The sequence below is a fragment of the Embleya sp. NPDC005575 genome (assembly GCF_040605455.1).
GTDB lineage: Bacteria > Actinomycetota > Actinomycetes > Streptomycetales > Streptomycetaceae > Embleya.
On the sequence record NZ_JBEXCV010000128.1, the window covers coordinates 1 to 25,934 of the forward strand.

At 71.0% G+C, this 25,934-nt stretch carries 21 protein-coding genes and 6 pseudogenes; 10 read left to right on the forward strand and 17 right to left on the reverse strand.

What is annotated here, in order from left to right; genetic code table 11:
* Window positions 1–136 precede the first annotated feature (136 nt).
* The 3 genes from ABZS54_RS31740 to ABZS54_RS31750 are packed head-to-tail and all read right to left on the reverse strand — an operon-like array spanning window position 137 to window position 3,469.
* Window positions 137–1,120 carry a phosphopantetheine-binding protein gene (locus ABZS54_RS31740; protein ID WP_355543854.1) on the reverse strand — a complete coding sequence of 328 codons (984 nt, stop codon included), beginning with the start codon at window positions 1,118–1,120 and terminating at the stop codon, window positions 137–139.
* Window positions 1,117–2,517: an FAD-dependent oxidoreductase gene (locus tag ABZS54_RS31745; protein WP_355543857.1), complete on the reverse strand. Its 1,401-nt coding sequence runs from the start codon at window positions 2,515–2,517 to the stop codon at window positions 1,117–1,119. Before ABZS54_RS31745 ends, ABZS54_RS31740 begins: the two co-directional genes overlap by 4 nt.
* A complete protein-coding gene (locus ABZS54_RS31750; RefSeq protein WP_355543860.1) occupies window positions 2,510–3,469 on the reverse strand; it encodes a TauD/TfdA family dioxygenase in 960 nt (319 codons plus the stop codon). The genes ABZS54_RS31745 and ABZS54_RS31750 overlap by 8 nt, the downstream gene beginning before the upstream one ends.
* Before the next feature lie 12 nt (window positions 3,470–3,481).
* On the opposite strand from ABZS54_RS31750, the gene ABZS54_RS31755 reads away from it, so the two are divergent.
* The gene (locus ABZS54_RS31755; RefSeq protein ID WP_355543863.1) at window positions 3,482–3,922 is read left to right on the forward strand and encodes a serine hydrolase; all 441 of its coding nucleotides are present in this window, start codon (window positions 3,482–3,484) and stop codon (window positions 3,920–3,922) included.
* Between the two features lie 413 nt (window positions 3,923–4,335).
* On the opposite strand, the gene ABZS54_RS31760 is transcribed toward ABZS54_RS31755, so the two are convergent.
* A complete protein-coding gene (locus ABZS54_RS31760) occupies window positions 4,336–4,563 on the reverse strand; it encodes a hypothetical protein (RefSeq protein WP_355543866.1) in 228 nt (75 codons plus the stop codon).
* Window positions 4,564–4,827: 264 nt separating this feature from the next.
* Here ABZS54_RS31760 and ABZS54_RS31765 point away from each other — a divergent pair, with 264 nt between their 5' ends.
* Window positions 4,828–6,324, forward strand: coding sequence for a Twin-arginine translocation pathway signal (locus tag ABZS54_RS31765; protein WP_355543869.1), 1,497 nt, complete (start codon window positions 4,828–4,830; stop codon window positions 6,322–6,324).
* Between the two features lie 399 nt (window positions 6,325–6,723).
* Here ABZS54_RS31765 and ABZS54_RS31770 read toward each other — a convergent pair whose 3' ends face one another.
* From ABZS54_RS31770 to ABZS54_RS31780, 3 genes are all read right to left on the reverse strand, one after another.
* Window positions 6,724–7,617, reverse strand: a complete 894-nt coding sequence (locus ABZS54_RS31770) for a hypothetical protein (RefSeq protein ID WP_355543871.1) — start codon at window positions 7,615–7,617, stop codon at window positions 6,724–6,726.
* A 458-nt stretch (window positions 7,618–8,075) separates the two neighbouring features.
* Window positions 8,076–8,453 carry a hypothetical protein gene (locus ABZS54_RS31775; protein WP_355543873.1) on the reverse strand — a complete coding sequence of 126 codons (378 nt, stop codon included), beginning with the start codon at window positions 8,451–8,453 and terminating at the stop codon, window positions 8,076–8,078.
* A gap of 620 nt (window positions 8,454–9,073) precedes the next feature.
* Window positions 9,074–9,313, reverse strand: coding sequence for a hypothetical protein (locus ABZS54_RS31780; protein WP_355543876.1), 240 nt, complete (start codon window positions 9,311–9,313; stop codon window positions 9,074–9,076).
* A gap of 72 nt (window positions 9,314–9,385) precedes the next feature.
* Between ABZS54_RS31780 and ABZS54_RS31785 the strand changes: the two genes are divergently transcribed.
* Window positions 9,386–9,535 (forward strand): hypothetical protein, encoded by a 150-nt coding sequence (locus tag ABZS54_RS31785; protein WP_355543879.1) that lies wholly within the window; start codon window positions 9,386–9,388, stop codon window positions 9,533–9,535.
* 1,343 nt (window positions 9,536–10,878) lie between these two features.
* On the opposite strand, the gene ABZS54_RS31790 is transcribed toward ABZS54_RS31785, so the two are convergent.
* Entirely contained in the window at window positions 10,879–11,535 is a 657-nt protein-coding gene (locus tag ABZS54_RS31790; RefSeq protein WP_355543882.1) for a DUF6461 domain-containing protein, read from the reverse strand.
* A 38-nt stretch (window positions 11,536–11,573) separates the two neighbouring features.
* Between ABZS54_RS31790 and ABZS54_RS31795 the strand changes: the two are divergent.
* Window positions 11,574–11,804 (forward strand): annotated as a pseudogene (locus ABZS54_RS31795) (IS3 family transposase); the annotation flags it as partial.
* Window positions 11,805–13,074: 1,270 nt separating this feature from the next.
* On the opposite strand, the pseudogene ABZS54_RS31800 reads toward ABZS54_RS31795, so the two are convergent.
* Window positions 13,075–13,308, reverse strand: a pseudogene (locus tag ABZS54_RS31800) (DUF6192 family protein); the annotation flags it as partial.
* 1,507 nt (window positions 13,309–14,815) lie between these two features.
* On the opposite strand from ABZS54_RS31800, the pseudogene ABZS54_RS31805 reads away from it, so the two are divergent.
* Window positions 14,816–14,959, forward strand: a pseudogene (locus ABZS54_RS31805) (IS110 family transposase); the annotation flags it as partial.
* Window positions 14,960–15,071: 112 nt separating this feature from the next.
* On the opposite strand, the gene ABZS54_RS31810 reads toward ABZS54_RS31805, so the two are convergent.
* From ABZS54_RS31810 to ABZS54_RS31830, 5 genes and pseudogenes are all read right to left on the reverse strand, one after another.
* A complete protein-coding gene (locus tag ABZS54_RS31810; RefSeq protein WP_355543885.1) occupies window positions 15,072–17,471 on the reverse strand; it encodes a CHAT domain-containing protein in 2,400 nt (799 codons plus the stop codon).
* 259 nt (window positions 17,472–17,730) lie between these two features.
* The gene (locus tag ABZS54_RS31815; protein WP_355543906.1) at window positions 17,731–18,399 is read right to left on the reverse strand and encodes a TauD/TfdA family dioxygenase; all 669 of its coding nucleotides are present in this window, start codon (window positions 18,397–18,399) and stop codon (window positions 17,731–17,733) included.
* Between the two features lie 222 nt (window positions 18,400–18,621).
* A complete protein-coding gene (locus ABZS54_RS31820) occupies window positions 18,622–19,353 on the reverse strand; it encodes an aspartate/glutamate racemase family protein (RefSeq protein WP_355543888.1) in 732 nt (243 codons plus the stop codon).
* 31 nt (window positions 19,354–19,384) lie between these two features.
* Window positions 19,385–19,561 (reverse strand): annotated as a pseudogene (locus ABZS54_RS31825) (hypothetical protein); the annotation flags it as partial.
* A gap of 51 nt (window positions 19,562–19,612) precedes the next feature.
* Window positions 19,613–20,296 (reverse strand): GntR family transcriptional regulator, encoded by a 684-nt coding sequence (locus ABZS54_RS31830; RefSeq protein ID WP_355543891.1) that lies wholly within the window; start codon window positions 20,294–20,296, stop codon window positions 19,613–19,615.
* Between the two features lie 56 nt (window positions 20,297–20,352).
* On the opposite strand from ABZS54_RS31830, the pseudogene ABZS54_RS31835 reads away from it, so the two are divergent.
* Window positions 20,353–20,889: pseudogene (locus ABZS54_RS31835) on the forward strand (YbhB/YbcL family Raf kinase inhibitor-like protein); the annotation flags it as partial.
* 51 nt (window positions 20,890–20,940) lie between these two features.
* Window positions 20,941–21,393: pseudogene (locus ABZS54_RS31840) on the forward strand (SRPBCC family protein); the annotation flags it as partial.
* A 1,610-nt stretch (window positions 21,394–23,003) separates the two neighbouring features.
* Here the strand turns inward: ABZS54_RS31840 and ABZS54_RS31845 are convergent.
* Both ABZS54_RS31845 and ABZS54_RS31850 read right to left on the reverse strand, forming a co-directional pair.
* Window positions 23,004–23,468: a hypothetical protein gene (locus ABZS54_RS31845; protein WP_355543894.1), complete on the reverse strand. Its 465-nt coding sequence runs from the start codon at window positions 23,466–23,468 to the stop codon at window positions 23,004–23,006.
* A gap of 456 nt (window positions 23,469–23,924) precedes the next feature.
* Window positions 23,925–24,095, reverse strand: coding sequence for a hypothetical protein (locus tag ABZS54_RS31850; protein ID WP_355543912.1), 171 nt, complete (start codon window positions 24,093–24,095; stop codon window positions 23,925–23,927).
* Here ABZS54_RS31850 and ABZS54_RS31855 point away from each other — a divergent pair.
* The 3 genes from ABZS54_RS31855 to ABZS54_RS31865 are packed head-to-tail and all read left to right on the forward strand — an operon-like array spanning window position 24,075 to window position 24,708.
* Window positions 24,075–24,230 carry a hypothetical protein gene (locus ABZS54_RS31855; RefSeq protein WP_355543909.1) on the forward strand — a complete coding sequence of 52 codons (156 nt, stop codon included), beginning with the start codon at window positions 24,075–24,077 and terminating at the stop codon, window positions 24,228–24,230. The two genes, ABZS54_RS31850 and ABZS54_RS31855, sit on opposite strands and share 21 nt — an antisense overlap.
* Window positions 24,188–24,559: a hypothetical protein gene (locus ABZS54_RS31860; RefSeq protein WP_355543897.1), complete on the forward strand. Its 372-nt coding sequence runs from the start codon at window positions 24,188–24,190 to the stop codon at window positions 24,557–24,559. Before ABZS54_RS31855 ends, ABZS54_RS31860 begins: the two co-directional genes overlap by 43 nt.
* A complete protein-coding gene (locus ABZS54_RS31865; protein ID WP_355543900.1) occupies window positions 24,532–24,708 on the forward strand; it encodes a transposase in 177 nt (58 codons plus the stop codon). Before ABZS54_RS31860 ends, ABZS54_RS31865 begins: the two co-directional genes overlap by 28 nt.
* Here ABZS54_RS31865 and ABZS54_RS31870 read toward each other — a convergent pair.
* Window positions 24,683–25,573, reverse strand: coding sequence for a Bax inhibitor-1/YccA family protein (locus ABZS54_RS31870; protein ID WP_355543903.1), 891 nt, complete (start codon window positions 25,571–25,573; stop codon window positions 24,683–24,685). The two genes, ABZS54_RS31865 and ABZS54_RS31870, sit on opposite strands and share 26 nt — an antisense overlap.
* Window positions 25,574–25,934: the final 361 nt, after the last annotated feature.

Genomic DNA, 25,934 nt, shown 5'->3' on the forward strand with positions numbered 1-25,934 from the left:
TGTGTGGGGGGTGTGTGTTTTTGTTGGGGGTGGTTGTTGGGTGGGGGCTTTGGGGGGGTGCGGGTCGCGCCGGGGGGGGGGGGGGGGGCGCCCCCACGGCGGGTTGCGACGAGCGTGTGACAAACCGGTGCGGCAATCACTCCCGCGGAGTGACCTCGGTCAGGCCGGTGCCGCGGTGGCGGTGGGCGCGGGCGCAGTGCGGGCAGACGAGGTCGGCATCGAGGGTGTGGCCGCAGGCGCAGGCCCAGCCGCAGGGGCGGGCGGGGTTGCCCGCGACCAGGGCGTGATCGGGGACGTCGTGGGCGACGACGGCGCCGAGGGCGACCATGGCGTGCCGGCCGATGCGGACGCCGGGGGCGACGACGGCGCCGGCGCCGACGGTGGCGCCGGACTCGACGGTGACGGGGGTGCGGTCGAAGTCGTCGGGGCCCTTGCGCCGGCCGTCGGGGGTGGTGGCGCGGGCGGCGGCGTCTTCGAGCAGGAGTGCTCCGGGGCAGATCATCACCGCGTCGGCGACGCGGGCGCCGAACACGCTCGCGTGGTTGCCGATCTTGACGCGGTCGCCCAGGACGCTGCCGGTGCCGATGTAGGCGCCCTTGCCCACGACACAGTCCGCGCCGATCCGGGCCCCGGTGGCGACCTGCGCCTGGTGCCACAGGCGACTTCCGTCGCCGACCAGGGATCCGGGGTCCGCCCGGCCGGGGCCGTCGAAGCCGGTGCCGGCGGTGGTGTCGGCGGCGAGCCGGTCGCGGTGCGTGTGCCATGGGTCGGTGTCGCGGTCGCGATCCCCGTTCCGGCCCCCGGGGTCGGGAACGGGCTCGGTGCTCGGAGCGGTGTCGTCGGTCCGGCGGGCGTGAGCCGTGGGGCGGGGCGCGGAGTGGGTGAGGTGGGTGACGAGGTCGTCCAGGGTGGTGGCGTCGGCGAGGACGGCGTCGGGCAGTGCGAAGCCGGTGGTGTGTTCGATGTCGACGGCCAGGGCGAGGCGGTCCAGCGAGTCGAGTCCGAGTTGGTCCAGTGCGGTGGTCGCGGTGATGTCCGCGTCGGGGCGCAGGGTGCGTGCGGTGGCCAGGACCAGTGCGCGCATGTGATCGGGGGCGGGGTTGGGGTGGGTGGGGGTCATGGGGTGGTCTCCAGGCGTCGGGCGAGGGCGTGGAGGGAGGGCACGGCCTCGATCACGGGTGCGGTGTTCCACAGGCGGCGTATCGCGCGTCCGTGGGGGCTGTCGTGGTCGGCGAGGGCGCGCAGGCCGGCGACGGCGAACGCGGCGAGTTCGCGGGCGGCGTGGGGCGGCAGGGTCGTACCGTCCTGGGTGAGGTGTTCGACCAGGGCCTGCCCCGCGCCGTCGTCGAGGATCGTGGCCAGGTCCGGGATCGGCATGGGGCGATTCGCGCGGTAGGGGTGGTCGTCGAGGGTGCCGGGGGTGGTGATCTCGTCCGCGATCAGGTGGGCGATGCGGGGGGCGAGGAGGATTCCGCACCGGTAGGTCGCGGTCGCCAGCACGATGCGCGGGTCGTGGGTGGGTCCGATCAGGGGCAGGTGGTCCACGGTGTAGGGCCGCAGGCCCACCCGGGTGGACAACAGGTGGGCGAAGACCAGCGCCGGGTCCAGTCGGGTGCGGGCGCCGTGGATGAGGACGGAGAGTTCGTCCAAGGTCGCGGGGACGTCGGGATCGGGGCGGGTGGTGAGCCGGTTGGTGCCGCCCAGGTAGAGCGTGTCGTCGGCGCGGGGCACGAGGTGGACACCACAGGCGAACGCAGCGTTCGGGGTCCGTACGACGTGGCCGGGTTCGCCCGGCCGGGGGCGGCGCAGGGTGATGCTCGCGCCGCGGCCGGCGAGGATCGGGGGGATTCCGAGGTCGTGACCGGCGTCCGGGAGGAGTGAGGGGGTGGCGGTGCCGGCCGCCAGGACGGTGCGTGGGGCGCGGATGCGGGTGCCGTCCGCGCACAGCACGCCGTCGTGGGTGACGCTTCGCGCCGGCCGGTCGTGCCAGGTGGCGGCGCGATGGTCGGCGACGGCGGTGGTGAGGGCGTCCATCAGGGTCGCGCTGTCGAGCCACGCCTCGGTGGGCAGCCACAGCGCGCCCGCGCCGGTGTCGGGCGCGCTCACTGCGGTGATCGCGGTGGGTGGGTGGTGTTCGGCCGGGTGCCCGGCCGCGCGGGCGGTGCGGGCGACGGCGTCCAGGTGCGGGCGCTCGCCGGCCGCGGCCAGGACCCAGGTCCCGCGTCCGGCGTGCACCGTGGCGCCGGTGTTCGTGCGCAACCGGTCCAGCCAGGCCGGGTACATCTCGTGGGCGGCCAGGCGTTCGGCGGTCTCCACGCGGACCCGGTCGGAGCCGTGGTGGGGTTCGACCTCGGAGAACGTGGACAACATCGCGCCGGCCGCGCGGGTCGCCTGCCCGGCGTGATCGCCGCGCCGGGGTCCGACCACGGCCACCGTGAGGCCGCGATCCAGGAGTTCCAGGGCGGTTGCCAGGCCGATTACGCCGGTGCCCACCACGCTCACGTCGACGTCAGCCACGGCGATCACCGGCTGCCGTGTGGAGGTTGTGCGCGGGCGCGGACGCGTCGTACGCGACCTTGGTCTGCATCAACACCCGGCGCGTCCCGTCCGCGAGACCGGACTGCTCCCCCAGGGCCGTGCGGCCGTGCGCGATCCGCGTCTGGTCGCACACCATCAACTGCCCGCGCCCCAACGCGACGGCGCGGGTGTGGCGGGCGAGCGTCGCGTCGAACCGCTTCAACACCGCCCGGTGGGCGCTGTTGCGCGGGTCGGTGACGGCCTTGGCGGCCCACCTCACCCGTTCCCGCCCGCCGGGGTCGAGGTGTTCCAGGATCGGGAACGGCAGTCGGGGTGCGCCGACGCCGGAGAGACGGTCCGCGCGGCCCTCGAAGTAGACGGGCCGGCGCAGGAGTTCGCGGTCGCACTCGGGGGTTTCGGCGAGGGCGGCGCGCAGGTCGCCGATCAGGGACGCTCCCCCGCCCGCGGGGTCCGGGCGCAGGACCAGCAAAGCGGTGTAGTCCGGGACGTGTTCGACGTTGGGGGCATCGATGTGCAGACCCTGCGCGCCGGTCCCGCCGAAGGACGCGGCGTCGGCGTCGGGTCGCGTCTCGCCGCCGATCCACAATCCGGTGCCGGCGTCGATGGAGGTGAACGGGGCGCCCAGGGTGCTCAGGGCGGCGGCGGCCACGCGCATCAGAGTGGCGTCGTCCATGCGGGCGGGCAGGGCCAGGACCGTCCAGCCGCGCGCGTCGGGCTCGGTGCGGGAGGTGTGCCGTCCCAGCGCGGCCGGCACGGCCCCGGCCGTGTCCTCGGCCCAGATCGCGCGGGCCGCGGCGATGTTGCGGGCGCTCCAGGTGTGGCCTTCAACGCTGTCGTCGCAGGCGTCGGCCAGGTGCCGGGCCAACGTGTGGGGTATCACCGTGCGGACGGGGTCGGTGAAGCGTACGGGGTCGGTGAATCGTGTCGTCACCGGATCTCCTCGATGTCGGCGGGACTTCGCGACGGCCTCGGCGTGTCGGCGTCGTGGGTCCAGCACACGCCGTCGCGGGGCCGGTGGGTAAGGCCGCTCGCGGGCCCGGGGGTTACCACCGGTACCCACGCCGCCCCACCCGCCCCGAGCCCGACCGACCGGGCGACCCCCGCAGCCGCCTGCGCACGGGTGCGCGCCGTGATGGCAAGGCAGGTGACCCGGCACCGCATCGCCGGCGGATTCCGGCCTCCCGTTCGGGTCGCGGCCAAGAGCGGCAGCCTGGTCGGCGTGATCCGCAACGAGATCGGCGTGATCTCCTACCCCGACGGCCGCCGATACGCCGCTGCCGTCTTCACTCGCTCCAGGCCGGGCTCGGACGACTTCGCGATCAGCGGGGCCATCGGCACCGCCACCGCACAGGCCGTCGCCGCGTTGCGGAACACAGGCGTCTGATACCCCTACCGGCACCGACTTCGAGCAAGGCCCTTGGGGATCTCCGACAGCCCCTGACGACGCAGCCGAAGCAGGGCAACACCCGCACCCACGGATCAACCAGAGGGAAGTCACCACGCGGCCGACCGGCACTGGGAAACGATCACCAGCGACACGGGAAACCGCAAGCACGTTCGACACTGCTTCGCAGATCACCACCAACTCGTGAACGGCCCTGGCCGAGGTGCCCGTGCCAGACGCCGTCCCGGGACAGGGTGGCGTCGAGGGTGACGTCGTGGGGGAAGGCGCCGGGGTCGATGCGGGCGCACGGGATGCCGCGGTGGTTGAGTTCGGTGATGACGAGGTCGGCGGTCGGGTCGACCGGCCCCGTGGCGACGAGCACCCGGGGCCGGCCGGTCCGCGACGGGGGTCGGTCAGAGATCGTCGGCTCCCTCGTCGATGGCGATCGCGGAGTTCCCGTCGGTGCTGAACGTCGACTTCGTGGCCATTTCGATGCCCGGCACCTCGATCAGCGGCCGCCCGTCCAGCCACGAAACCTGCGTGCGCTCGTCCAGGGCCAGCGCGCCGGGAAGGTCGATCGCGGTCCCGGCGGGGCGCGACCGGTCCAACAGCAGCGGGACCAGGGCGACTTCCGTCGTCATGGTTGCCTCGGTGGTCCGGGGCTCGGTTTCGGGTTCGAACACGGTCCTCATGGCGATCCCTTTCGTCGTCGGGTCGTGCCTTGTGGTGCGGCGTTGTGGTGTCAGCGTGCGTCGGCCCGGTGTCGGCGGTCATTGCGGGTGAGCGCGCACGGCATTGAGGTCGAGTGTCAATAGAGGTGGTGTCGGGGCGAATGTCTCCCGGATGGCGGCCGGTTCGGGTTACGGTGCGGTCATCGTTCGGTGACGCACCGTCGAGGGGGCGCGATGTCGAGGCCGACCCGGGCGCGGCGTGAACAGATCCGCCGCGAGGCCGCGACCATCCGTGCCCGCTGCGAGCGCGAAGGCCGACCCGTCGAGGAGATCGCGGACACCATCGGCGAGCGCATCCCCGAACTCTCCGCGTTGGAGGGGTGGCGCCTGGCGCTGGGCTGGACGCGCGCGCAGACCCTGGTCATCGTCGCGCGGATCTACGCCGACGACGGACTGCGCGTGCCGGGCCTCTCGGCGGAGCAGTTGTGTCGTTTCGAACACGGGCCGGATCGGCCCGGGCCCGAGTACGCGCAAGTCCTCGCACGCGCATACGGCACCACCGAGCACCGGCTGGGGTTGGCGACACGGTGCGCGTGCGGAAGGGACGAAACGAGGCTTCCGACGGGCGGGCTCGGGTACGGTCGGGCGCGGGAGACCCACGTCGGGTGGGCGACCACGCACTGGGGAGTGGAACACGTGACCACCGCCGCCGGACTGCCCGCCGTCCGTGAGTCCCTCCACCGCGCCCTCACCGACGACCCGCGCGCGTCGCGGGCCCTCGCCGAGGCGGCCGTGGAGCCCTACGCGCTCAACTACTCGCGCCACCCACCACAGGTACTGTTCGGCGAACTCCACCGCGTACGCGGCATGTTGGCGCCCGTGCTCGAACACGCCGCCGGCGGTGGGGACGACGTCGCGGCGGCGGGTCTGCGGTCGGTCGCGGCCCGGCTCACGGCGCTGTTGGGCAACCTCGCGTTCCACCTGGGCGACCACACCGGCGCCCAGGCGCACCTGGCCGCCGCCGCGCTGTTGGGCGAACGCTGCGGCGCCGACGACCTGCGGGCGTGGACGTTCGGCGCGGCGTCGATGGTCGCCCGCGTCGACCGACGCCACGAAGCCGCACTCGCCCATGCCGAACACGGCCTCGCCCTGGCCGGCACAGCGCTGCGACGCGCGCAACTGTCGTCCTGGGCCCTCGCGCCGTCCCTCGCCGCACTGGGCCGAAGCGAAGACGCCCGGCGCGCGGTCATCGACGCCGACGACGCGCTGGACGCCGCCCCGGCACAGGCCCCGGGGCGGTTCGGCTTCAATCACGCCGAACACCTCCTGCACACCGCCGAGACCCACATCGCCCTCGGACAGGGCGACCGTGCCGGCGTCCACGCGCACGCGTCGATCGCCGCCGCCGTGCACGCGTCACCGGGCTGGGCGGCGGCCGCCGCCGTCCTGGCCCTGGCCGAAGCACCCACCACCCCCGGCGACGCCGCCGCACGCGCGCACGACCTCCTCGACCGCGTCCCCGCACACCACCTGCGCGCCACCACCCGCGAACGCCTCGAACGCCTGGCCCCGAGCCTGCCCCGGGAGGTACCCGCCGGCGCCGAACTCCCGGGGACGCATCGCGGCGTTGCCCCCGGCCGTCGACACCCACGGACGGCCCTCGCCGCCGTGAGGATCGACCGCCGACTGCCGCCGGCCTTGATCTACGCAGCCCTCCGACACCGGCGATGACGACTTCGCTGACGCGCCGACGGGCCGGTTCACGTCCTCCGGTCCACGACAATCCGGTCGAACCACCTGGCCACACCCCAGCTCGGAGTCCGGGCCGAGTCCCAGGCAGCGGTGACCGCGGGCCCGGTATCCCGCCGGCCGGCATGGGGTCGTCGACGTCGAGTCGGTCGACCGGTTTCGACCGCGATGTGCTCCCGCCGGTGCGAGGTGCGCGGATCGTTCGCCGGGGCCGATCTCTTCGACGGGTTGTCGAACGGGGCCCGGCCGTCGGCGGTTTCGTCGCGTCCGGCGCGCCGCCGGGGTCGTCGCCGGCGGTCGCGGTCGACCCCGCGGCGGCCGGGACCCGTCGGTCGCGGGGTCGACCGTCCCGGGGTCGTGGACAGGTGGCGCCACGCGACGTCAGTCCGTGGAGCGGCCGTTGCCCGGGTACTCCTCGGGGGGCAGCGAGTCCCATTCGGTGTTCGCGCCGTCGCGCGTCACCATGAACAACGGACGCGACCGCAGGACCCGCCCGACCCGTTGCCCGCACATCACGACCCCGAAATCGTCCGGCCCCGCGTAGCCCTCGAGCGAGTAGCGAAGGTACACGCCCCTCGCCTCGGCATACGCGATCGCCTCGCTCTCCAACTCCGCCCGGTCCCTGCCGACCAGCGCGAGTCCGTCGTAGGCGACCCGGGGACCGTGCACGGCGTCGACGGCGACGCAGAACAGCCCCACGGCCCGGCTCACATACGCCGTGACCGCGGGCAGTGAGGAAGCGGGCTCGGGACGGCGGACTTCGATCCTCCACGTCGGCGAGAAGATCGCGCGGCGCGGCACACCATCGCCGACGCTCGTCCGGCCGGGTATCCCGGCTGCCGCCCCGACCACCTCGTCCACGGTCATACCGAACCGGAGCGGGCCGATGCCGACGGTCGGCGCATAGACCCACTCGTCCCATCCGGCGGCCCCGGTCCCGAACACCGCGACCGCGGTCGCCCCCGTGAAGACACCCGAGACCCGCCGCCGCCTCGCGACCAAGGCATCGTCCGGCGTCGGCGGCCCTTCCGGCGCGCCCGCACCTGCGGACGCGGCCGGAACCGGCGAACGCAGGGGCCGGTCGGCGAGGACCTCCTCGAGGTGTTCATGCTCGTAGTGCTCGATCGCATACGCCAGAGCCTGATACACGTCGTCGGCCAACCGGGGCCCCCACCCCCGGCGGCGGGCGTCGTCCGCCGCGAAGATGGCGGCGACCGCCCGGGTGTACGCGTCGAGATCCGCGAGAAGGGCGCCGGGCGCCGGAAGATCGGTCACGGGAACGATCATCACCGACAGCCCCGACACCGGGCGCCGCCCGCTGTGACAACGCAACGCGGTCGGCCAACCAACGGACCGGACGTCCCTGGTCAGAACCTTCTGACGCTTCGTGGTCGGCAAGAGCGACGCAGGCTGGTTCGGCGCCCCCGACCGCGATCTCCTCAAGAAGGCCGCCCGGGCCGTCCTCGCGATTCCGGACGGACGCCGACACCACGAACCACACGGCCCCGTAGCCGAACTCCCCACCGCAGCGCCCGCACACATCCGGGACGGCGGAGAGCTTCGGACCGCCGGCCGGCCCTGTCGCCCCCGGCCACGTCGATCGACGAACTCGGCACGGGCGCGGGCACACCGTCCCCGGGGCCGCCCGGGTCCTGGGACTCGGCCGGCCCCAAGGACGGCGCCCGCGGCGCGAGGGTCGATGCGGACCCGTTCGTCGTGTCGGCGGGTGCCGGCTACCGCGGGTGGTAGGAATCGGCGATCCGACCGACGCAGACCGCCATCACGACCAGGCCGACCGCCCACGCGAGCACCGCGCCGTATCGCACGGCCCGCGCCCCGGCGAGGACCGCGATCGTCCCGGAGACGCCCAGGAGTGGTCCGCCGATCCACGGGATCTGCCAACACAACGCCTGACCCCTCGTCGTGCAGATCAGACCGTCCGCCGCCGACTCGCACGGGTCGCTCATCATCGCCCCGACGGGCAGTACCAGCATCAGCACGCCGGTCGCCGCCCACAGCAACACCAGGGCCGACACCACCAGCGAAACGCGGCCCCCGCCCCCCGCCCGCGTTCCGCCGCCCGAATCCCGCCGCCCCGCCGTCGTCGTCATGCACCCACCCTCCCGGCGGAGGGCACCACACCCCCAGGGACGACATACTCAACCGGGGCTGTCCACGTACTCAGACAACCGGGCAACCGCGGCGGCATCGGACCCACCCCGTCGACCCTGCCACCGGCACACTCCGGGCGGACACGTGTCGCAGATCGACGCCATCCCGCGGTGCGCCGTCATGTCGGGAGGGGGTCGACACAACGCCATGGGAGTTGGCCGCGCCGGGCAACTCCGCGCGGTCGCACGCATTTCGGGAGGCGGGCCGCCGACCCCGGCACCAGGCATCACGTCGGAGAGCCGACTGTGGAAAGGCACCGACGGGTCGACGGCGCACGCCGGAGCCTGTCAACGCTCGCTGAAGTCGACAGGCCCGGACGACGACGACTACTGGTGAGCACGCTGCATGCGTTCACCGCCGTCTCCGTCCCGACAGGGCCGGCGGCCTCCTGGCGTATCTGCCGTACGGCCGCGATACCGAGCCCTCGCGTCCTGGTGAAGCCGGCGCACCGGGCGAGACCGGCGATCCCGGCCGATACGACCCGTGCGGGAACGTGGGGGGCGTATCGGCGGTGCACACAGGTCATCGGACAGGGCCCGGCGCGTCGGAGGATCGCTGATCAGTGCGTCCCGGTCCGGACGTCACTCGACGAGGTATCAGCGCCGGGATCCTGGTGGACACGCCGTGTCCAACGCTCGACGGTCTCGCGGTCCAGGCCCGTCCAGCGGACAACGTCGCTGATCGGGCGGCCCTGGGCCACTGCGGCGGTGACCATCGGCCTCAACCGCTGGTCCATCTCCGTCAACCGCTGCCGCAGGACGCGACGTTCCGGACCCAACGTGTCCAAGGATTCAGTCATGTCACCAGTGCACTGTGACACGCTCCCGGCGGTCAACTCGTTCCGGTCGGAGTTGCTCGACCCGCACGCTCTTTGGGGGACAGGGAGGCGCTGACGACGTTCCTTGACGTGGTGCGGCGCAGCGAGGCGTTCGCGAAGCCGGCCGACACGCTGGCCGAGAGCGAGGTCCGACCCCGCGAAGGCGACGTTCTACGGCGTGCGGAACGGGAGTTCCAGGTCTGACCCTGTGCGGCGGCCGGCCACCCGACGTTGCACACCGAGGCCACACACGGCGGCTCTCGGAAATCTGCGACCCGCCCAAAGGGCGGGGTTGCGGATGCGGCAGGGTCTATGGCACCGAGGTCGGTTCGCGGCACAGGGGCCCGACGAGTTCGACGGCGGCCTCCCTGAGCCGGAGCAGACTCACATCCATCTCGTCCCGCCCGGGCCGATGAGTCGCCCCGGGGATCGCCAGCGCGCCGGTGGTGAGGATCGCCCCCAGGCGATCCTCGGCGTGGCCGCTGTCCCACCGCAGGCAACGGGTGGTGTTGCTGCGCCGGGGGCGGCACGAGACGGGCGCGGGATCCGTAGCCTCTCCACCACAGTCCGGCGCGGACCATCAGCGCGCTGCGCAGCACGGTGCATACGTCCGGTCGCCAGTGGTGGGCGGATCGTTGTTCGGTCGGGGTTACGGCGGGTTCGTTCCACACCGGGTGGCGATGGCGCAGGGCGCGGCGGGCGGCCATCGCCTCGACCTCGCGTTCCCAGTTTTGCGGGCGAGGCGGGTCGGGACGGGTGAGGTGTCGCGCAGTTCGAGCAGTCCGCCCGTGGGCAGGTGTTCGAGCAGGATCCTGCCGCCGGTGAGTTCGCGAAGGCGCAGCCCCGCGATGCCGCATTGTTCAAAGGAGTCGTCCTCGAAGACGGTGGTTCGAGGCAGGAGGTAGCGGGTGACGCGGGCGGCGGTGTTGGTCTGGATGATCAGCCGGTCGCGGCGGGGGCGATCCAGGAGAAGTAGAGCGGGAGTTCGGGGAAGGTGCGTCCGCCGTGGCGATCCCAGGGGTGTTCGCCGTCCCGACTGAACAGGCAGTCGAACAGCATGGCCTGGAAGGCCTGTTGTCCGGGATCGTCGGTGTCCAGGGCCGGCCTGCCCCGGCGCAGATATCCGCTCAGGACCCGCAGGGGGACTCCCGTGAGGTCGTGGCATTCGCGGCGGCGGCCCGGTCGTTCACATGTGGCATGGCTACTCCACGGCGTTTCCCGGATCGCGCCGCGGGTCGGAGAAGGAAACCATGCGGTGTCGTGCCTGATCGGGCCGGAGGCACGGGCATCGCACCCTTGGGTGTCTCGCTCGTTCGTCCGGGCGAACGGCACACATGGTCCGCCTCCGGGACCGTGACGGTGACGATATCGGGCAGGCGGGGGCATGCTGCCAAGACACGCCGCGTGTCGCGGACGCGCGAATCGTTCTCGTCGGTGAGGACCGTGCGGTCGTACGTGCGGTCCCGGGTTGCACCACCCGGAGACACGATTCCACCGGGCAAGTGATTACCAATCGGACAGACACTTCCGATCAACAGCTCAACCCATCAAAGAGTCGCGCTCTGGTCGGCGAGCAGGACGGCCGGCAACGGGGCCTCCAGCACCAGGGCCCGTGGGAGTGACAGACCGAAGTGCCGCTCCAACACCCCCAGAGTGGTCCGGTGCACCTCGCGGCCGGTTCGCTCCTCGTCCGGCAGACCTTCTGCATTCAGCAACTGCTCTATCTTGCCCGCAACTTCGGGGTCTCCGACGACCTTGCCATTGCCCCAGGAGTCGTCCAGGTGCAGATTGAACGAGCACACCGTCCGGCCGTCCCGGTAGTAGTGGAAGGTCGGCGGCACCGGCTTGCCGTTCTCCTCCTCGTACTCCACCAAGAAGACCTCCGTGCCGCCCACGGAGATCGCCGGATCGTTCTTGAACTCACCGAACCAGCCCCCGTACGCCACCGCGAAGGTCCACCCGCCGCCAGCCCCCAGCCGCAGCCCGATCCCGTCCCAGGCGTCCCCGAACTTTTCCTCCAACGCTTCGACCAGCCTGTCCCCGGTAAGCTCCCCAACCGGCTCCACCGTCCGCTTCGACCACTGGGCCGAGGCCGCGATCCGCGCCGCCAGCGCCTCGACCCCGAGCCCTCGGGCCAGCGTTACGCTGTAGCCGCCGAAGGCGATGCTCTGTGGCTCCGCGAGCCAGGCGATTCCGTCCGTCATACAGGTGATCCTGTCGCACCACACCGACACCCCCGCCCCGAGCCACCGAACTGGTCCTGGCAGCACTGGAGATGGCCTTGTGGCTGCGCGACCGCACCGGCACCCGGCCAGGGACGGGCGAACTGATACATCACTCCGACGCGGGGTCGCAATACACATCTTTCGCCCTGGCCGAGCATCTGAGCCGGGACGGCATCGCCCCCTCGATCGGCTCGGTCGGCGGCGTACTGGACAACGCGCTGATGGAATCCACCATCGGCCTCTACAAGCAATGCCGCGGAGTTAGGGCTCGCAGAGCATTAACCCGCAGTCTTGATCTCTGTTGGGAGGGTGATTCCTGCCCTGCTCGCGTGGGCGTGGAGGTGGTCCAGGGTGGTCAGGCGTTGTTCGGCGGGCCGGATGGTGTGGTCCGCCCGTTCCAACAGACACCGGATATCGCGACGCCCCTGACCCGTTCGACCAGCCGAGTCCGGACCTCGCATGGCTATGCCATCCGGCCCTGACCGCGCCCGCGTCGTTTGTCCAGGCCGGCCTCCCGCTCCGGCGGTTCCAACGGCTACCGCACCCGCGCCTGTGTTCCTGGCGGAAAGTGACACACGGTGACCTGGAGGCGTTGGTGCCCGAGGACGACGGCTCGGCCGAGGCGGCGATGCGCGAGAAGCTGTCCTCGCGGTACAACACGGTCCGGCCGTTCCTGGGGTTCTTGGGCGAGTCGGACGCGTTGGGCGCGTTGGGCGCGTCTGGCGTGCGAGCCGCCGCGCGCGAAGTGGGCCCACTACCACGCCCGTTGCCTGTGCCGTTAGCAACCTCGACATCCCAACCTTCCGCGAAGTCGCCGGACGAACGACAGGCCTTCCCCCGGGCAGCCCTATGGCCGGCACGGCCTGACAGCCGGCAAGTTCATCCGGACACGACTGGGAAGTGGAGGCCGTATCCCCGGCAACTCAGCTGACCTGACCATTCTCAAGTTCAAGTTCCATGCCGGTCAGGCTTACTCGAATCCGTCTGACTCGGCTCAGGCTCTCGATCAGCTTTCGGAAGACAGACTTTCGCGCGCAAGCCGGACACGTAACAGATACTGTGAAGCTGAACCGCCGGGCATCGGTGGTGACGCATTGAAGCTCGACCTGGTAGACAACGGCCTCGTGGCACCGCGAGCAGGGCAGCCCTTGAAGCTCCAAAGGAACCCGGTGGCTGATCATCCGGACCATAGCCCCGCAGCTGGGGCAAAAGCTGACCCCCCTGCCTCTGGCCGCCCACCCGTCACCACGCGCGTTGACTTCGACTTCTCGGACTTCGACGTAGAAATCGTTCTCTATGGGCGCTCCACTACGTCGACAACTTTCGCACGGATACTCGCAGTAAAACTCAATGGTTCCAGTGGACATGAACGAACCCCCCACCCTCCACGCTACCGAGTGGCAGCAGTTTAGAGAGGCGGAAGCACCGCGCGGGCTGAAGTTGACCAAGCCGGTGCTGCAATACGCAGGCAGCGGACTCCGGAAATGTTCTTGTCCTGGTAGTTCAGAGAAGGTTCGATCAGGGCCCATTCGTCGTCCCAGGTGTCGGAGGGGTAGCAGCGTCGCCGCGGCGACGGTGTCCCCTTCCTTCCGGGACGGGGTGGGTCCGGCCGGACCCACCCCGTCGATGTCGGCCGGCCGCCGCGGCGAACGCGTGGCAGGCGGTGACCAGGTCCAGGAACTCCACCGAGCGGTCGATCGCGCGGACCGCCGGCGCAACGGGGTCGGTCCGCTCGAAGTGCTCGCGGGCCTGCCCATCGGCATACCGCGGCGCATGAACACGCAGCGGACCGCTTGGTGCGCCCACGGGTCGTGGCGCGCGGCGACGTTGCCGTCCTTGGCGGCGTCGATCAGGACGCGCAGGGCGTCGGCCGCCTGCGGGTGTAGCCGGATCATGCGCTCGGTGTAGGTCTTGCCGACCGGAATCCGCAGCCTGGGACAGCCGTCCGGGTATGCGTCCAGGCAGTGGATGGTCAGCCGCGTGATCTCGCCGCTGCCGGTGAAGGCGTCTTCCTGAACGTCGAATCGGGTACGCGCCCCGCCGAGGTCGACCGCCCACCCCGCCGCGGTGGGCGCCGGGCCAGGGAGGTTGCCGTCGGAGATGAGCATGCGTACCACCTGCCTCTGGGCGTTCCGCCGCCGGAAGTCGGCCGGCGTGACGCCCGACGCCGAGGCCGACGGGCCGGGACCGCCGAGCCGTGTATGGTCCACCCGAATCGTCGCGGGCCAGGCCACCGGCCCGTCGAGGGTAGGCCAGTCGGGCTCGAAGTGGATTGCCCCGTTCAGTTGTTCGCGGATCAGCAAGGTGTTGCCGACGACATGTGCGGGATTGCGGGCCACCACGGCATGCGGGTTCAGTGGCGCGGTCACCGTCCCGCCGTCCGGGACGATCATGCGCAGCTCGCCGGTGACCGGCACCGCGCCCGCGCCCGGGCCGAGGCCGAAGTCTCCGGACTCGGAGGTCGCGTACACGCGCACCCACGTGCGCTTGTGCGCGACCATGCCGACGGTGTTGCGCGGTCCGGCCGGAGTGGTGGCGAACTGTTGGATGGCTTGGGTGACTTCGAGGCCTTGTACGGTGCGCGCGATCTTGCCGACGACGCGCAACGTGTGGGTACTCGACGTGGTTCCGCAGGCCGATGAGCAGGTGACTGTCACGGTGATGGTGCGGGCCGATGCGATGCCTGACAGGTTGACGGTCTCCTGCCGGTACGCCGCCGGCAGGCCCGACCGGTCCACGATGAGGGCGTTGGTCAGGTCGTCCTTGACGGTCAGTCGGACACCCGGCGGAGCAAAGACGCCGGGGCGCGTCACCCAACCCACCACCAGCGCGGCCTTGTTGTGCACCCACGGCGGTTTGGGCATGCCGCCGAACATGAGCCCGCTGATGGCGGGCAGCCCGCCGGCGAAGTCGGGGCAGGTGCCCAGGCGGAAGACGTCCCAACGCACGCCGCAGGCGAAGACGGGCGGCTCGGCGACCACCAGGCTCAGCGGCCCGGCGCCCCCGACATCCCCGCCGAACGCGGAGCGGTCGGTCGGATGTCGGAGAGCGCGGTGCGCGCGGCGGCTGTCGACGCGGAACGGGACGACAAACGGAGCAGCCGTGCCGTTCCCCGGGTCCGGTTCTCCCTCGCCAACCGGAGCGGCGGCCGGCCCGGTGGGCGGGGCTGCGCCACCGGGTGGCGAGCAGTCGGCGGTGCCACCGGAGCAGGGTGCCCGGGGTGACGATCCGGTGGGCGCGCAGCGCCTCGGGCAGCACCCGGGCCACCGCAGACTACAACCCCGCCCTGCGGCAGGTCGGCAACCGCCTCGTCGGCATCCTGTACGGCTGCCTCAAAACCCGCACCCACTACGACGAAGCCACCGCCTGGGCCCACCACGGCCAACTGCCAGCAGCGGCCTGAATTGACACCCAAAAGCGATGAGATGTCTGATACGCCCCGCGACGCGGAACCAACCGCGGCGCAGCGACGGGCGACACCGATCAAGCGGCCACGTGCGGCGGCAACCATTCGGTCACGCGCCGGTGTGGAGGTAGCCCGCCCACAGGGAGGGGGTCGCCGGGTAGCGGTCGCGTACTGCCCGGATGGTGTGGTGCAGGGCAGTGGCGGCCTGATCGGGATCGAGTGTTCCGGGTGGGCCGGTGGTCAGATGGGTGTAGAAGGATTCGGCGATCTCGACGGCCAGACGGTCGTCGATCGGCCACTGGGTCCCGACCACGTGCGGAAATCCGGCGAGTTGAAAGGCACTGGTGAGATGGATGGCCTCCTCCAGGAGGCGGAGGTCACCAGGATCCGTCGTACTGCAGGCGGAGAGGTAGGCCAACCGCGCGTGGTCAAGATCGACCCGGGCGAGGGCGGATACGGTCAACGGTGTCGTGGCATGGTCGTGCAGGAGCAGTCGGCTCCGGGACGGGTCGGCTTGGTTGCTCTCGCCGTGGCAGGCGAAGTGGGCGATCGCGCACCGTGGAAGGTGGGCGAGAACGGTCGCCGCAGTCGGGCCGTTGGTGCGCGAAGAGCGCAGGGCGTCGTCGCGGTCGGCCCCATCAGGCTCGGCGAGTTGGACCGGGTGAGGGAGGAGGGCGCGGATTCGGTGGACCTCCTCGGAAGCGTACGGCAGTGGACTGTGTCCGGGGGTGGTCGGCATGGCGACGATCAAGGATTGGAGATCGGCGGCGGGCTGGTGGGGCCGATGCCGACGGGCGTGGCGCAGGGCGCGGATGGTGGGGGTGTACGACGAGAACGTCTGGCCGTACTCCTCGCACGTGCCCGTCGTGGCGCACTGCTTGTCGACGGGCACGTCCGGCCATTTGGCGGCGTTGGCCTTGGTCATCTTGGGCGGGTCGCAGTCGAACCCGTCCTTCTTCAGGCAGCGTTCCGCGGTGTCGAAGACGATCTGGGCGGTGGGGCGGGTGGTGTCGGTCTTCTTCGAGCCGTAGGTGATCCTGGCGAGGGTGCCGCCGCGCACGTATTCGGTCAGGGTGCCGGAGCCGACGAGGATCGCGCCGCGGGTGTAGCGGTTGGTCTCGGTGTTGTACCAGTAGGTGACCATGCCGCCGCGCGGGTCCACGACGTAGTCGAGGTTCCAGCGCCAGGCCTGTTGGCACCAGGACGCGTCGAACCCGGAGGGTTTGTTGCAGGGTTCGCCGGTGTTGTTGCCGTAGACGGGCGCGGTCCAGGTGGAGTTGGTGGCGGGGTCGGTGTTGTCGCCGCCGGGCTTGTGGCCGATGCCGAAGTAGTACTGGACGCCGTCGCCGGTGGTCAGGCGCCAGTGTTCGCCGTTGTCGTCGCCGTTGGCCGCGCCGGTCAGCGGCTCGATGCGGGAGTCGTCGTCGCCTTCCAGGCGCCACTTGGTCTTGTCGGTGTCGTCCTGGATCAGGGTGGAGGACTTGCCGTTCAGGGACAGGGTCAGGGAGTTCTGGGTGGACCAGCACTTCTCGCCGGACTTGTCCTGGCCGTCGCGCGTGCACGACTGGTAGGAGCGTTCGACGAAGCCGGGTGAGTACTCCCAGCCCTCGCCGATCCACGAGGCCTGGTTGTTGCTGGAGGTGGTGCGGCCGTCGACGCTGCCGGAGTTGTAGCCCAGGTTCACGGTGGGGGCGGTGCCGCCGATGGCGGGCGGGACGCCGATGCCGTACGACCAGTTCATCGAACCGGAGTTGCCGCCCGCCGACCACGAGCCGGACGGGGACAGGGAGGTGGCCTTGTAGTCGCCGGAGGGACCGGAAGCCTCCGCCGTCGCCGCGAGCACCATCGCCCCGGTCGCGGTGCGTGTGTCGGCGCCGCCCGGGGGCAGGTCGACGTCGGCGATCACCCTGTGCTTGACGCGGTCGTTGCGCGCGCCCGTCACCGGCGTCTTGACCCGGCACGCCGCCATGTCCGGGGTGGTCAGCGCGCATTCGGGCATCGCGACCAGACGCAGGCGTGAGGACCAGTCGATCTGAAGGTCGAAGTGGCGTGTGGTCTCGCAGCGCACGTCCCGCATCGAGCCGACCAGCGCCACGGCGGGGCGCACCTTCAGGTCCGCTGCGGCGCGTCGGAAGAATGCGTCCCGGACGGCGAGCGGGTCGGGCGCGGTGAACGGCGCGTTCGGACCGCCGTACACGCCGATCCAGGCAGCACTCGCGGTGGCAGTGTCGACGACCCGGTCCACGCCGCCGCCGATGTTGAACTCGACGAACTTCGGGCCGGTCGCGTCGATCACCATGTCCGGGCGGGCCATGCAGGTCGCGAACCGATCCTCCTCGCGACCATCCATGCACAGGGGGTACATCTCGGGCCCGGCGCCCAGCGCGGCCATCCGCCGGAGCAGCCCGATCAGCCGGGCACCCGCCGCGAAGATGTCGTCGTACACCCGCCCGTTCAGTACCATCGGCCCCAACGGAGCCGGTACGGCTGGGAAGTCGAGGTCGGTCATGGCGGGCCATCGTCTCCCGGACCCGCCTCACCGGGGGCCGATCCCCGGGGGCGAGTCGCACGTAGGGCGTCGGGGAACCGCTCGTTGTCACAGTGCACGCTCCGTCCCGGCATGCGCGCGCACGCTCTCGGCGAACCGGCCCGCTGTGCGTACAGCGGCGCGAGGATCCCGCACGGGGTGCCGAAGAACGCGTCGAACCCCGCAGACATCAGGTCGGGGGCCAGCCGATCAGCCAGGCTCCGGCTCGCGGTGGTCAACGTCATCGGACCGCACCCGTCGTCGCGAGGCGCCCGCTGTCGACGGCCCCGTAGACCCGGCGGAGTCGGCGCCGAGAAGAGGTCTCGCTGAACGGACGGCGGCCGTGCAGCATGCGGCGGTTGTTCCAGATCAGCGCCACACCCCGGCCGAGCAGAACCTCGGTCTGACGGGCCCGTTCCCGCGAGATCTCGTCGAAGGCGTCCATCGCCGCGGCAAGTTCGGCCGGCACGTCGAGGCCCGCGGCCGCGTGGCCCTGCTCGATGTACAAGCGCAGGCAGCGCAACTGGAAGTCCTCCCCGAAAGCAGCGAACACCGGCTGCTGCTTGATGGGCGCCCCTTCGTCCTGGCCGTTGGCCGCGTAGCGCACCGGTCGGCGCAGCACCTCCCCGAACGCCGGTTCTCGGCTGGCCAGTTCCTCCTCGATTCGCCGTCCGTCGATGACGAAGGTCTCGCCCCCGTCGCCCGTCGAAAGACCGAAAAGCATTGCCACGTCGGGTGGTTCGGGCAGCAGGGTGCCGTCGGTGTGGTAGCCGTCGGAGCGGTTCGAGCCCGAGTAGTGACTGACCTGGGCCGTCGAGGTGCCGACCTCGACGGGTAGATGATCTCTCCCGTGCTGTGCTGAGGGGCCGGCCGGAAGATCGAGGTGAAGAGGTTCCAGTAGGCGGTGCAGAGTTCCTGGTCGTCCAGCTGCTCGGCGTCGAGCCGCACGACGGCGTACCCGTCGCGCTCGATCACGGCGCGCGGCACGCCGTTGGCAAGAGCGGCCAGCGCTGCATCACGAATCCCCGGGTCCTCGACAGGCCACGCGTCCAAGGAGATTTCCTCCGCGACGCGCCGCCGCAGCAGCAGCGCGGTGGCCGTCGCGTGGGAGAAAGCGAATTCATGCCTCATGTCAGCCGACTCCGGTTCCGATCTGGGCGTGGCGGGAGAAGCCGCCGGCGGCGGCGGCGCGTGCGAGGATGTCGAAGGGATCGAGCACCGGGACGGTAAGCCGGTTGCCCCAGCGGCGAGCCAGTACGTGGATCTCGCTGCATCCCGCCACGACCGAGGTGGCTCCGGTTTCCACGATCCGGCGAGCGATCCACTCCAGCGCCGGCCCGGGCCCCCTGTTGACCTTGATGGCGTTGATGGCCCGCTGCAGGTCGTGCTCCCAGGCGGGGGCGGCGAACACTACGGAGTCGGCCACCCGGTCCCAGCCGGGGTGCTGCTCGAACAGGCGCAGCAGGCGGGAGTCCTCCGGGCACAGGATCAGATGGCGTCCGGGCGTGCGGGCGATGGCTTCGACCGCGGCGTCGAGCACCGACACCACGGCGGCGCTCAGGTCTCGCGGCACCCGGGGCAGCAGGTGATGGAGCGTCATGCAACAGATGACGATCTCCTGACACCCCAGGTCGGTCAGCGAGCGCAGACTGGCGATCAGCGCGTCGAGCACCGCCGAGTCCTGGCCGTCCATCGTCTGCGGGGTGCGGCGGTCGGTGGACGGGTCCGAATGCAGGGCCAGCCCCGGGAATTCCTGCTCCCGCACACCGGAGCAGTGGTCGTACACGCTGCGGACGAACTCGGCCGAGGAGACCGGTCCCATGCCGCCGAGGACGCCGAGCCGTGCGGTCCGGTTCTCGGTCATCGAGCGGCCACCTCCGGTAGCGGCCGGAAGGTACGCGCAGTACGTCGCGTTCGACGAGCTGCCAGTCACTGCGGGCCGGCGGCGTCTCCGTCCTTCGGCGCTCGGCCATCCGGAACCGGTGGAAGTCCAGCACGTCGGGGGAGAGTTGAAGCCTTCCCGGGTTGAGGAACCGAACGGCGCCATGCGGGTCCCGCGCGGTGGTGACCAGCCTTCTGCTTCGCGATTCGACGGGTCGGTCCGGTGACGAGCCGGAGCCGGGTCAGGTTTCCGGGAGGGTCAGGTCGGCGGCGGTTCGGGTGAGGTGTGTGGTCAGGACCTCGGCCGCGGTGTCGGCGTCGCGGGCAAGGGCCGCCTCCTCCAGTCGGCGGTGTTCGTCGATGCCGTCGCGGTCGCGGTTGCGGTGGGCCGACCAGCGACGCGCCAACTCGCTTGCGGTCCACATGCGATCGAACGTCTCCAGCAGGATCGGATTGCCGCAACCCTCCAGCAGCGTGCGGTGAAAGACCCGGTGTGCCTCGGCCCAGGCGCTGCTGTAGTACTCGCCCTCCTCTGTGTCGTACGGCACCGTGCGGGCCAGCCGGTGGTGCGCCGCCCGTACGCGTGCCTCCCAGTCGACGTCGCCGCGCTCGACGGACATGCGCAGCACGACCGGCTCCACGACCCGGCGCGCCTCGGCGATCTCCTGCCAACGCCGATCCGAGAAGGCCGGCACGGCGAACCCTCGATTGGGCAGCCGGTCGGCCAGTCCCTCACCGACCAGCCGCACCAGCGCCTCGCGGACGACGGCCAGGCTCACGCCCTGCGCCTGCGCGAGGTCCTGCGGCTTCAGCGCGTCACCAGGGGCATGTACGCCACGCATGATCGCGTCCCGCAGGCGGGCGTGCACCTGCTCGGAAAGCATCTGCTTCGCCGGTGCGGACGAGGCGGGGAACGTCTGAGTCACGCCACTCACTATAGACGATCCTCCAGATAATCGATTATCCGTGTTATCGTCGATCCATGAGCACCGACAATCCCTTCACCCGCCTCGCCGCCGAGGCTGCCCCGTTCACCGTGACCAGCACCTCCGTCGCCGACGGCGCTCCCTGGGCGCCCGCGCAGCTCTCCGGCATGTTCGGCATCCCGGGCGGCAAGGACCTCTCCCCCGACCTCTCCTGGAGCGGAGCGCCGGAAGGCACCAGGAGCTACGCCGTCACGATCCACGACCCCGATGCCCCCACCGGATCCGGTTTCTGGCACTGGGCGGTCGCCGACATCCCCGCCGGCGTCACCGAACTCCCCGAGGGCGCGGGCGACGACACCGGCTCGGGCCTGCCCGAAGGCGCCTTCCAGCTGCCCAACGACGCCCGTGCGGCCCGCTTCATCGGCGCCGCCCCGCCGGCCGGGCACGGTCGGCACCGCTACCTCGTGGTCGTACACGCCCTCGACGTCGAGTCCATCGGCGTTCCCGTCGACGGCACCCCCGCCCAGCTCGGCTTCACCATGTCCACCCACACCCTCGGCCGGGCGACCCTGACGGCCACGGCGCGAACTCCGGGCGAGGGCGAGGAGATCGACCCGGTCGAGGTCGTCGAACGCGTCGAGGTCTCCCGCCTCGTCCCCGCCTCCGCCGAAGCGGTCTTCGCGGTCCTGACCGACCCGCGGGGCCACGTGGACATCGACGCGTCGGGAATGCTCCTCGACGCCGAGGGCGGACCGGTGGAACGCCCCGGCGACCGCTTCGTGGTCCACATGGACCGGGAAGCCCTCGGGGACTTCCCCCTGGGCAAGTACGACGTCGAGGTCGTGATCACCAAGCTCGTCCCGAACGAGGAGATCGCCTGGACCGTCGAGGGCCGCATCCGACCGCACGTCCGCCACGTGTACGGCTACCGGTTGGAGCCGGCCGAGGGCGGCACCCTCGTGACGTCCTACTACGACTGGTCGGGGCTCGCCGAGGAGTGGAAGCGGCGCCTCACCTTCCCGGTGGTCCCAGAGTCGGCGCTCAAGGCCACCCTCGGAATCCTCGAACGTACCGTCCGCCGGCGAGCCGCAGCCTGACCGTTCGCCCGCCCGACCGACCGCCCCGGCGCGCCCGAGGCGCCCGACGGGTCGCACGTCCGCCGCCGACCCTTTCGTCGGACGAACCCGGTCGGCCCCTCTCGGCGGCGGCAGAGGGCCGCGGTCACGATGTCGTCGACACCGACCCCCACTACCGCTACGAACTGCGCTTCGGCGAAGGGTCCCTCCCACCCGTGCCCTCGCGGCCGCGCCTGGCGATGACCTGGATGTCCGGCGACACTCGCGGCGGACCGTGGATCGCCGTCGATGTCATCGCGCGGTGCGCGGCGTCCTCGCAGGAGCGCCCCATCACCGTCACCGGGGGGTTCCCCGACGCCGGCGGCGGCGACTTCGAGGAGATCCTCCGCGGCTTCCTCGACTACGGCGCCCCGTTCACCAACCCCGGCGGGGCCTACCGGGGGCTGGTCGACGCGCCGGGCGGCCTGGGTGGCCCTCTGGAGCACGCGACCGTCACCGTCCCGCCGGTCGCCGACAACCTCGGCGACAACGCCGAGTTCCTCCTGGAGGTGCTCGACCCCCACGGGACCGTCCTGGCCGCCGCCGACGTCGACCGCATCGAGCGCAGCCGCGGCACGGCCGGGATCAGGGTGGTACTCGAGGAACCTCATCACGTGTCCAGGATCGAGGACCGCTACACCCCGGCCCGGGGCGCCGGAACCCGTACCGTCGCCTTCGGCGACTGTGGGGATGAACCGGTGAACGCCGTGCACCCGGCATTCGCGTTCCTGGCACATTGCCGCGCTCCGAACGCGGGTCGGCTGAGCATGCGTCATGCCCCGCCCGAACATGGCGTCCCCTACGGCACGCTGGACTTCGACCGGTCCGACGAGACACAGCAAACGCTGAACGCCATGATCGGCCGTCGAGACCCTCGCCCTCTTTCAGCGGCACACCGCGACCCCCGTCCGCGTCCCCGACTTCGACACGCTGCCGCCCGGGCAGTTCACAGGATGGCGGATCGCGGCGAAGCTCCTGCGGGGCGAAGAGGTCACCCGGACCTACCCGGAAGGACACTGCCTCCTGGTCGGAGGACGGGCCGGCGCCTCCGAGTCAGCGCAGTGGCGCGTCCAGGGGTTTGCCAAGTCGTCTCCACCGGATCGCCCGCACCCAACCATCGCGCCACGACCGTCCCGATCAGGGCCGGCTCCGGGCGTGCAGCGTCTCCCCGGCGGTGGCGATCACGGCCGGCCCCGAACACCGCACACAAGGGGGAATCCTCAACGGCGTTGCCCGACCTTCTCAAACCGTGCGGCACCCCAGGTCAACCGACCTCTCGACCACAGGCACACCCAACGCCACACGCCAAGCCCCCGGGCCACAACAGCACGACATTCTCAATCCGTGCCGCCCCAGGTCGGAACACTGCACCCCCAAGCCGCCGTTGAGACGACGCACCGCCCATCCACCAAGGGGCCTTGAGCAGCACCACAGCGCCATCGACGGGCCAGCGTGCCCGATCGACAACCCGACCCGAAAGTCGTGAGGAAACCGAGAGGCGCCGCGGGACCCGCCGCGCCCGCGACACCGGTCCGGCACAACCGCGCCAAGATCCCGACACACAGATCATCATGCTTCACCGCGAGGCCTGCTTAATCGAGCGGGGGCTTCAGCTCGATAGGCTTGTCCAGTTCGGTGATGTCGACAGTGATGCGCGAGCTCGCGGTCCGGTTCGTCCAGCGCCGCAGGTATCCCGCATCACCCGGCGTGAAATAGGCAACCATCGACCCACCCCGCACCCCGAAACAGCGCACCCCGTCGATCTCGATCGCATCCACGACCGCCAGTGTCTCCGGGCGGGCGGCCAGTTCGTAGATCGGCTGCGCCAGTTTCGGCATCTCGTTGGCCTGGTTGGCCCCCGCCGACCGCTTGGCGGGGTCAACCCGACCGTGTTCCCACGGCGCACCACCGTCGCGGGTGAAGACGTCGTCACCGATCACGATCTGCTCCATCGAGAAGCCGTCCTGCCGTGACCTGGTGTGGCTGCCCTTGCCGGCGACGATGCGCGAGTCGATCACGGACGGCGAACCGCCTTCGGTCTCGGCGGTGTTGACCATGCGCAACGACGAGGACGCACGCACACGCTCGATCCCAGTACGCATGATCCGAGCAACCTCGTCCGGCGCCGTGCCCCCACGCGGGGCTGCAACCGCACTCGCCGCGGTGGCCGCACCGACGCCCGAACTCGCGGACGCCGTCCCTCGATCCGCCGAATCGTGTCCGCCGGACGAGCACCCGGCCACCAGCAGCGCAACGGCACCCAGAACAGAGATCGTGAACGAGCGCAAGGATTCCTCCGACAAGGGGACGCACACCGAATACACGCAGCGCACCTGCTGCAACCGCTCATTCTGCGGCAGGGGCAACCAGCGGCTCCCTCCAGGGCGAACGTCACGGCCCGCCGACCCTCCCGTGCGCGCCAACGCCGCGCCGCCCCAGGTGTCGGCGGCGTGTGAATCGTGGTTCTGGATCACTTTCCGTACCAGAGCCACGGAGAGTCACCGAACCCGCGATCATGAACAGCCGTGGCTGATGTACTCCTCCAGGACCTGTGGTTCCACCGGGTCGATGGTGTCCGGATCGAAAACGTGCTGGCTGAGGGCGAGTTGGTCGTCGTGCGAGCGTGTGCGGTAGCGGAGCCGGCCACGTGTCCCGGCTGCGGTGTGGCGTCGGCTCGGGTTCACAGCCGGTACGTTCGACGGCTCGCGGACAGCGCGGTTGGCCACCGAGGGGTGGTCATCGAGTTGGGGGTCGGCGGTTTCGCTGCCGGGAGTCCGTGTGTACTCGGGCGACCTTCGTCGAGCAGATCGACGGGCTGACGTTCCGCCACGGACGGCGAAGCGCCGGGTTGCAGCGGGTCTTGCAGCGGCTGGCTCTGATGCCGGCAGGCTGGGCCGGTGCCCGGCTTGCGGCAACGCTCGCGGTCACCGCCGGCCGGTCGACGCTGCTGCGCCTCATACGGGCCTTGCCCGATCCGGTGGCCGACACGCCAAAAGTGCTTGGTGTCGATGAATTCGCGCTGCGCAAGGGGCACGTCTACGCGACCATCCTGGTGGATATCGAGACGCGTCAGCCGGTCGATCTGCTGCCCGACCGGACCGTGGGACGGTGGCCGCATGGATGGCCGCCCACCCCGGCATCGAGGTGATCTGTCGAGACCGCTCTCTCGCCTACGCCGAGGCCGGGCGCCTCGGAGCCCCGGACGCGATCCACGTCGCGGACAGGTGGCACATCTGGAAAAATCTGGCGGAATCCGTGGAGAAGACCCGTCTCAGTAATATCCGTGGCCCTGGTTGAGGGTCGTCGACCGCGCCGTCTCCACATACAGCCACACCAGGGTCAGGGTGAGCCCGAACGCCGCCGGCCAGGACTGGTCGTGGGGCACCCCGTACGTGATGCCGTCCTCGACCTGTCGGAAGTGCAGCGGCAGGGCGACGGCTCCGAGAAGAACGCCCATCGCGCCCATGAAGACGCCGATGCCGAAGGGGCGCAGGCCCAGACCGTCCGCGCCCATGAGGGGATACAGCATCCGGTCCGACAGTGCGAGGAGGCCCAGGCCGAGCAGCGCGGCACCGACGAAGGCGTGGATCCGGCGGTTCGCCCGCACCCAGTGCAGTCTGCGGGAAAGGAGCGTTCCGCCGGAAGCCGCGATCGTCCCGAGCACGGTCTGGACGAAGATCCCGGGCGACAGGTGACTGGAAGCCGTCGCCGAAAGCACGCTCAGGAACACACCCTGGGACGCCGCGAAGGCGAGGGTCCGCCGGGGAGACGGCAGGTTCGTGCGGTACTGCCTCAACACCAGTGCCACGGCGATGACTCCGGCGGCGGTGACGATGCCGTAGGACGCGGCCGTACCGAGCCCGGCGAGTGGCAGCAGTGTCCATGACAGGACCGCCGCGAGAATCGTGACACCGAGCGCCGCAGCGCTCCGGGCCAAGACCGCGTCCATGGTCATCAGGTCACCGACGAAGAGCGGCAACGGAGCGGGTTCGGTGTCGTAGACCTGTTCCAGGTCCTTGCCGGCCCTGATCGGGTCCCGCGCCACGGCTGCCCCGGCCCTCGGGTCCCTGACCGCAGTCTTCTGCCCGCCCTGGCGTCCGAACTGCGGCCGGGAAAGTATCGGGTTGCTGCTCTTGAGCGTTTGCTGCTCGACCAATGCCACGTCAGGTCCTCTTTTCCGTGTCACACGTACCGCCGTCCGAGCCCCGCCGGACGTCTCGGCCGATCTCAGCCTGCGTTGCCGAACGAACCACACGCATCAGTCACTTGACGGTGCGATGCGGGTGGTGTCACGCACCGGTGGAGGGCAGTCTCGGCAGCGGGAAGCCCGACGACCGGGCATGGTGGGTCGCCGCCTGCCCAGGAGGATTCGCGCCCAGGAAGGGGCAGGAGCGCGGCCCCTCTTGTCCGCACGTCCCTTTTCGCGTGTGTTGACGTTGGTGGGGGGGCCGGGGGGCGGCGCCCACGATATAATAAGCCCACACCCCCAGATTCTGGGTGGGGGTGGGGGTGTGTTGTGGAGT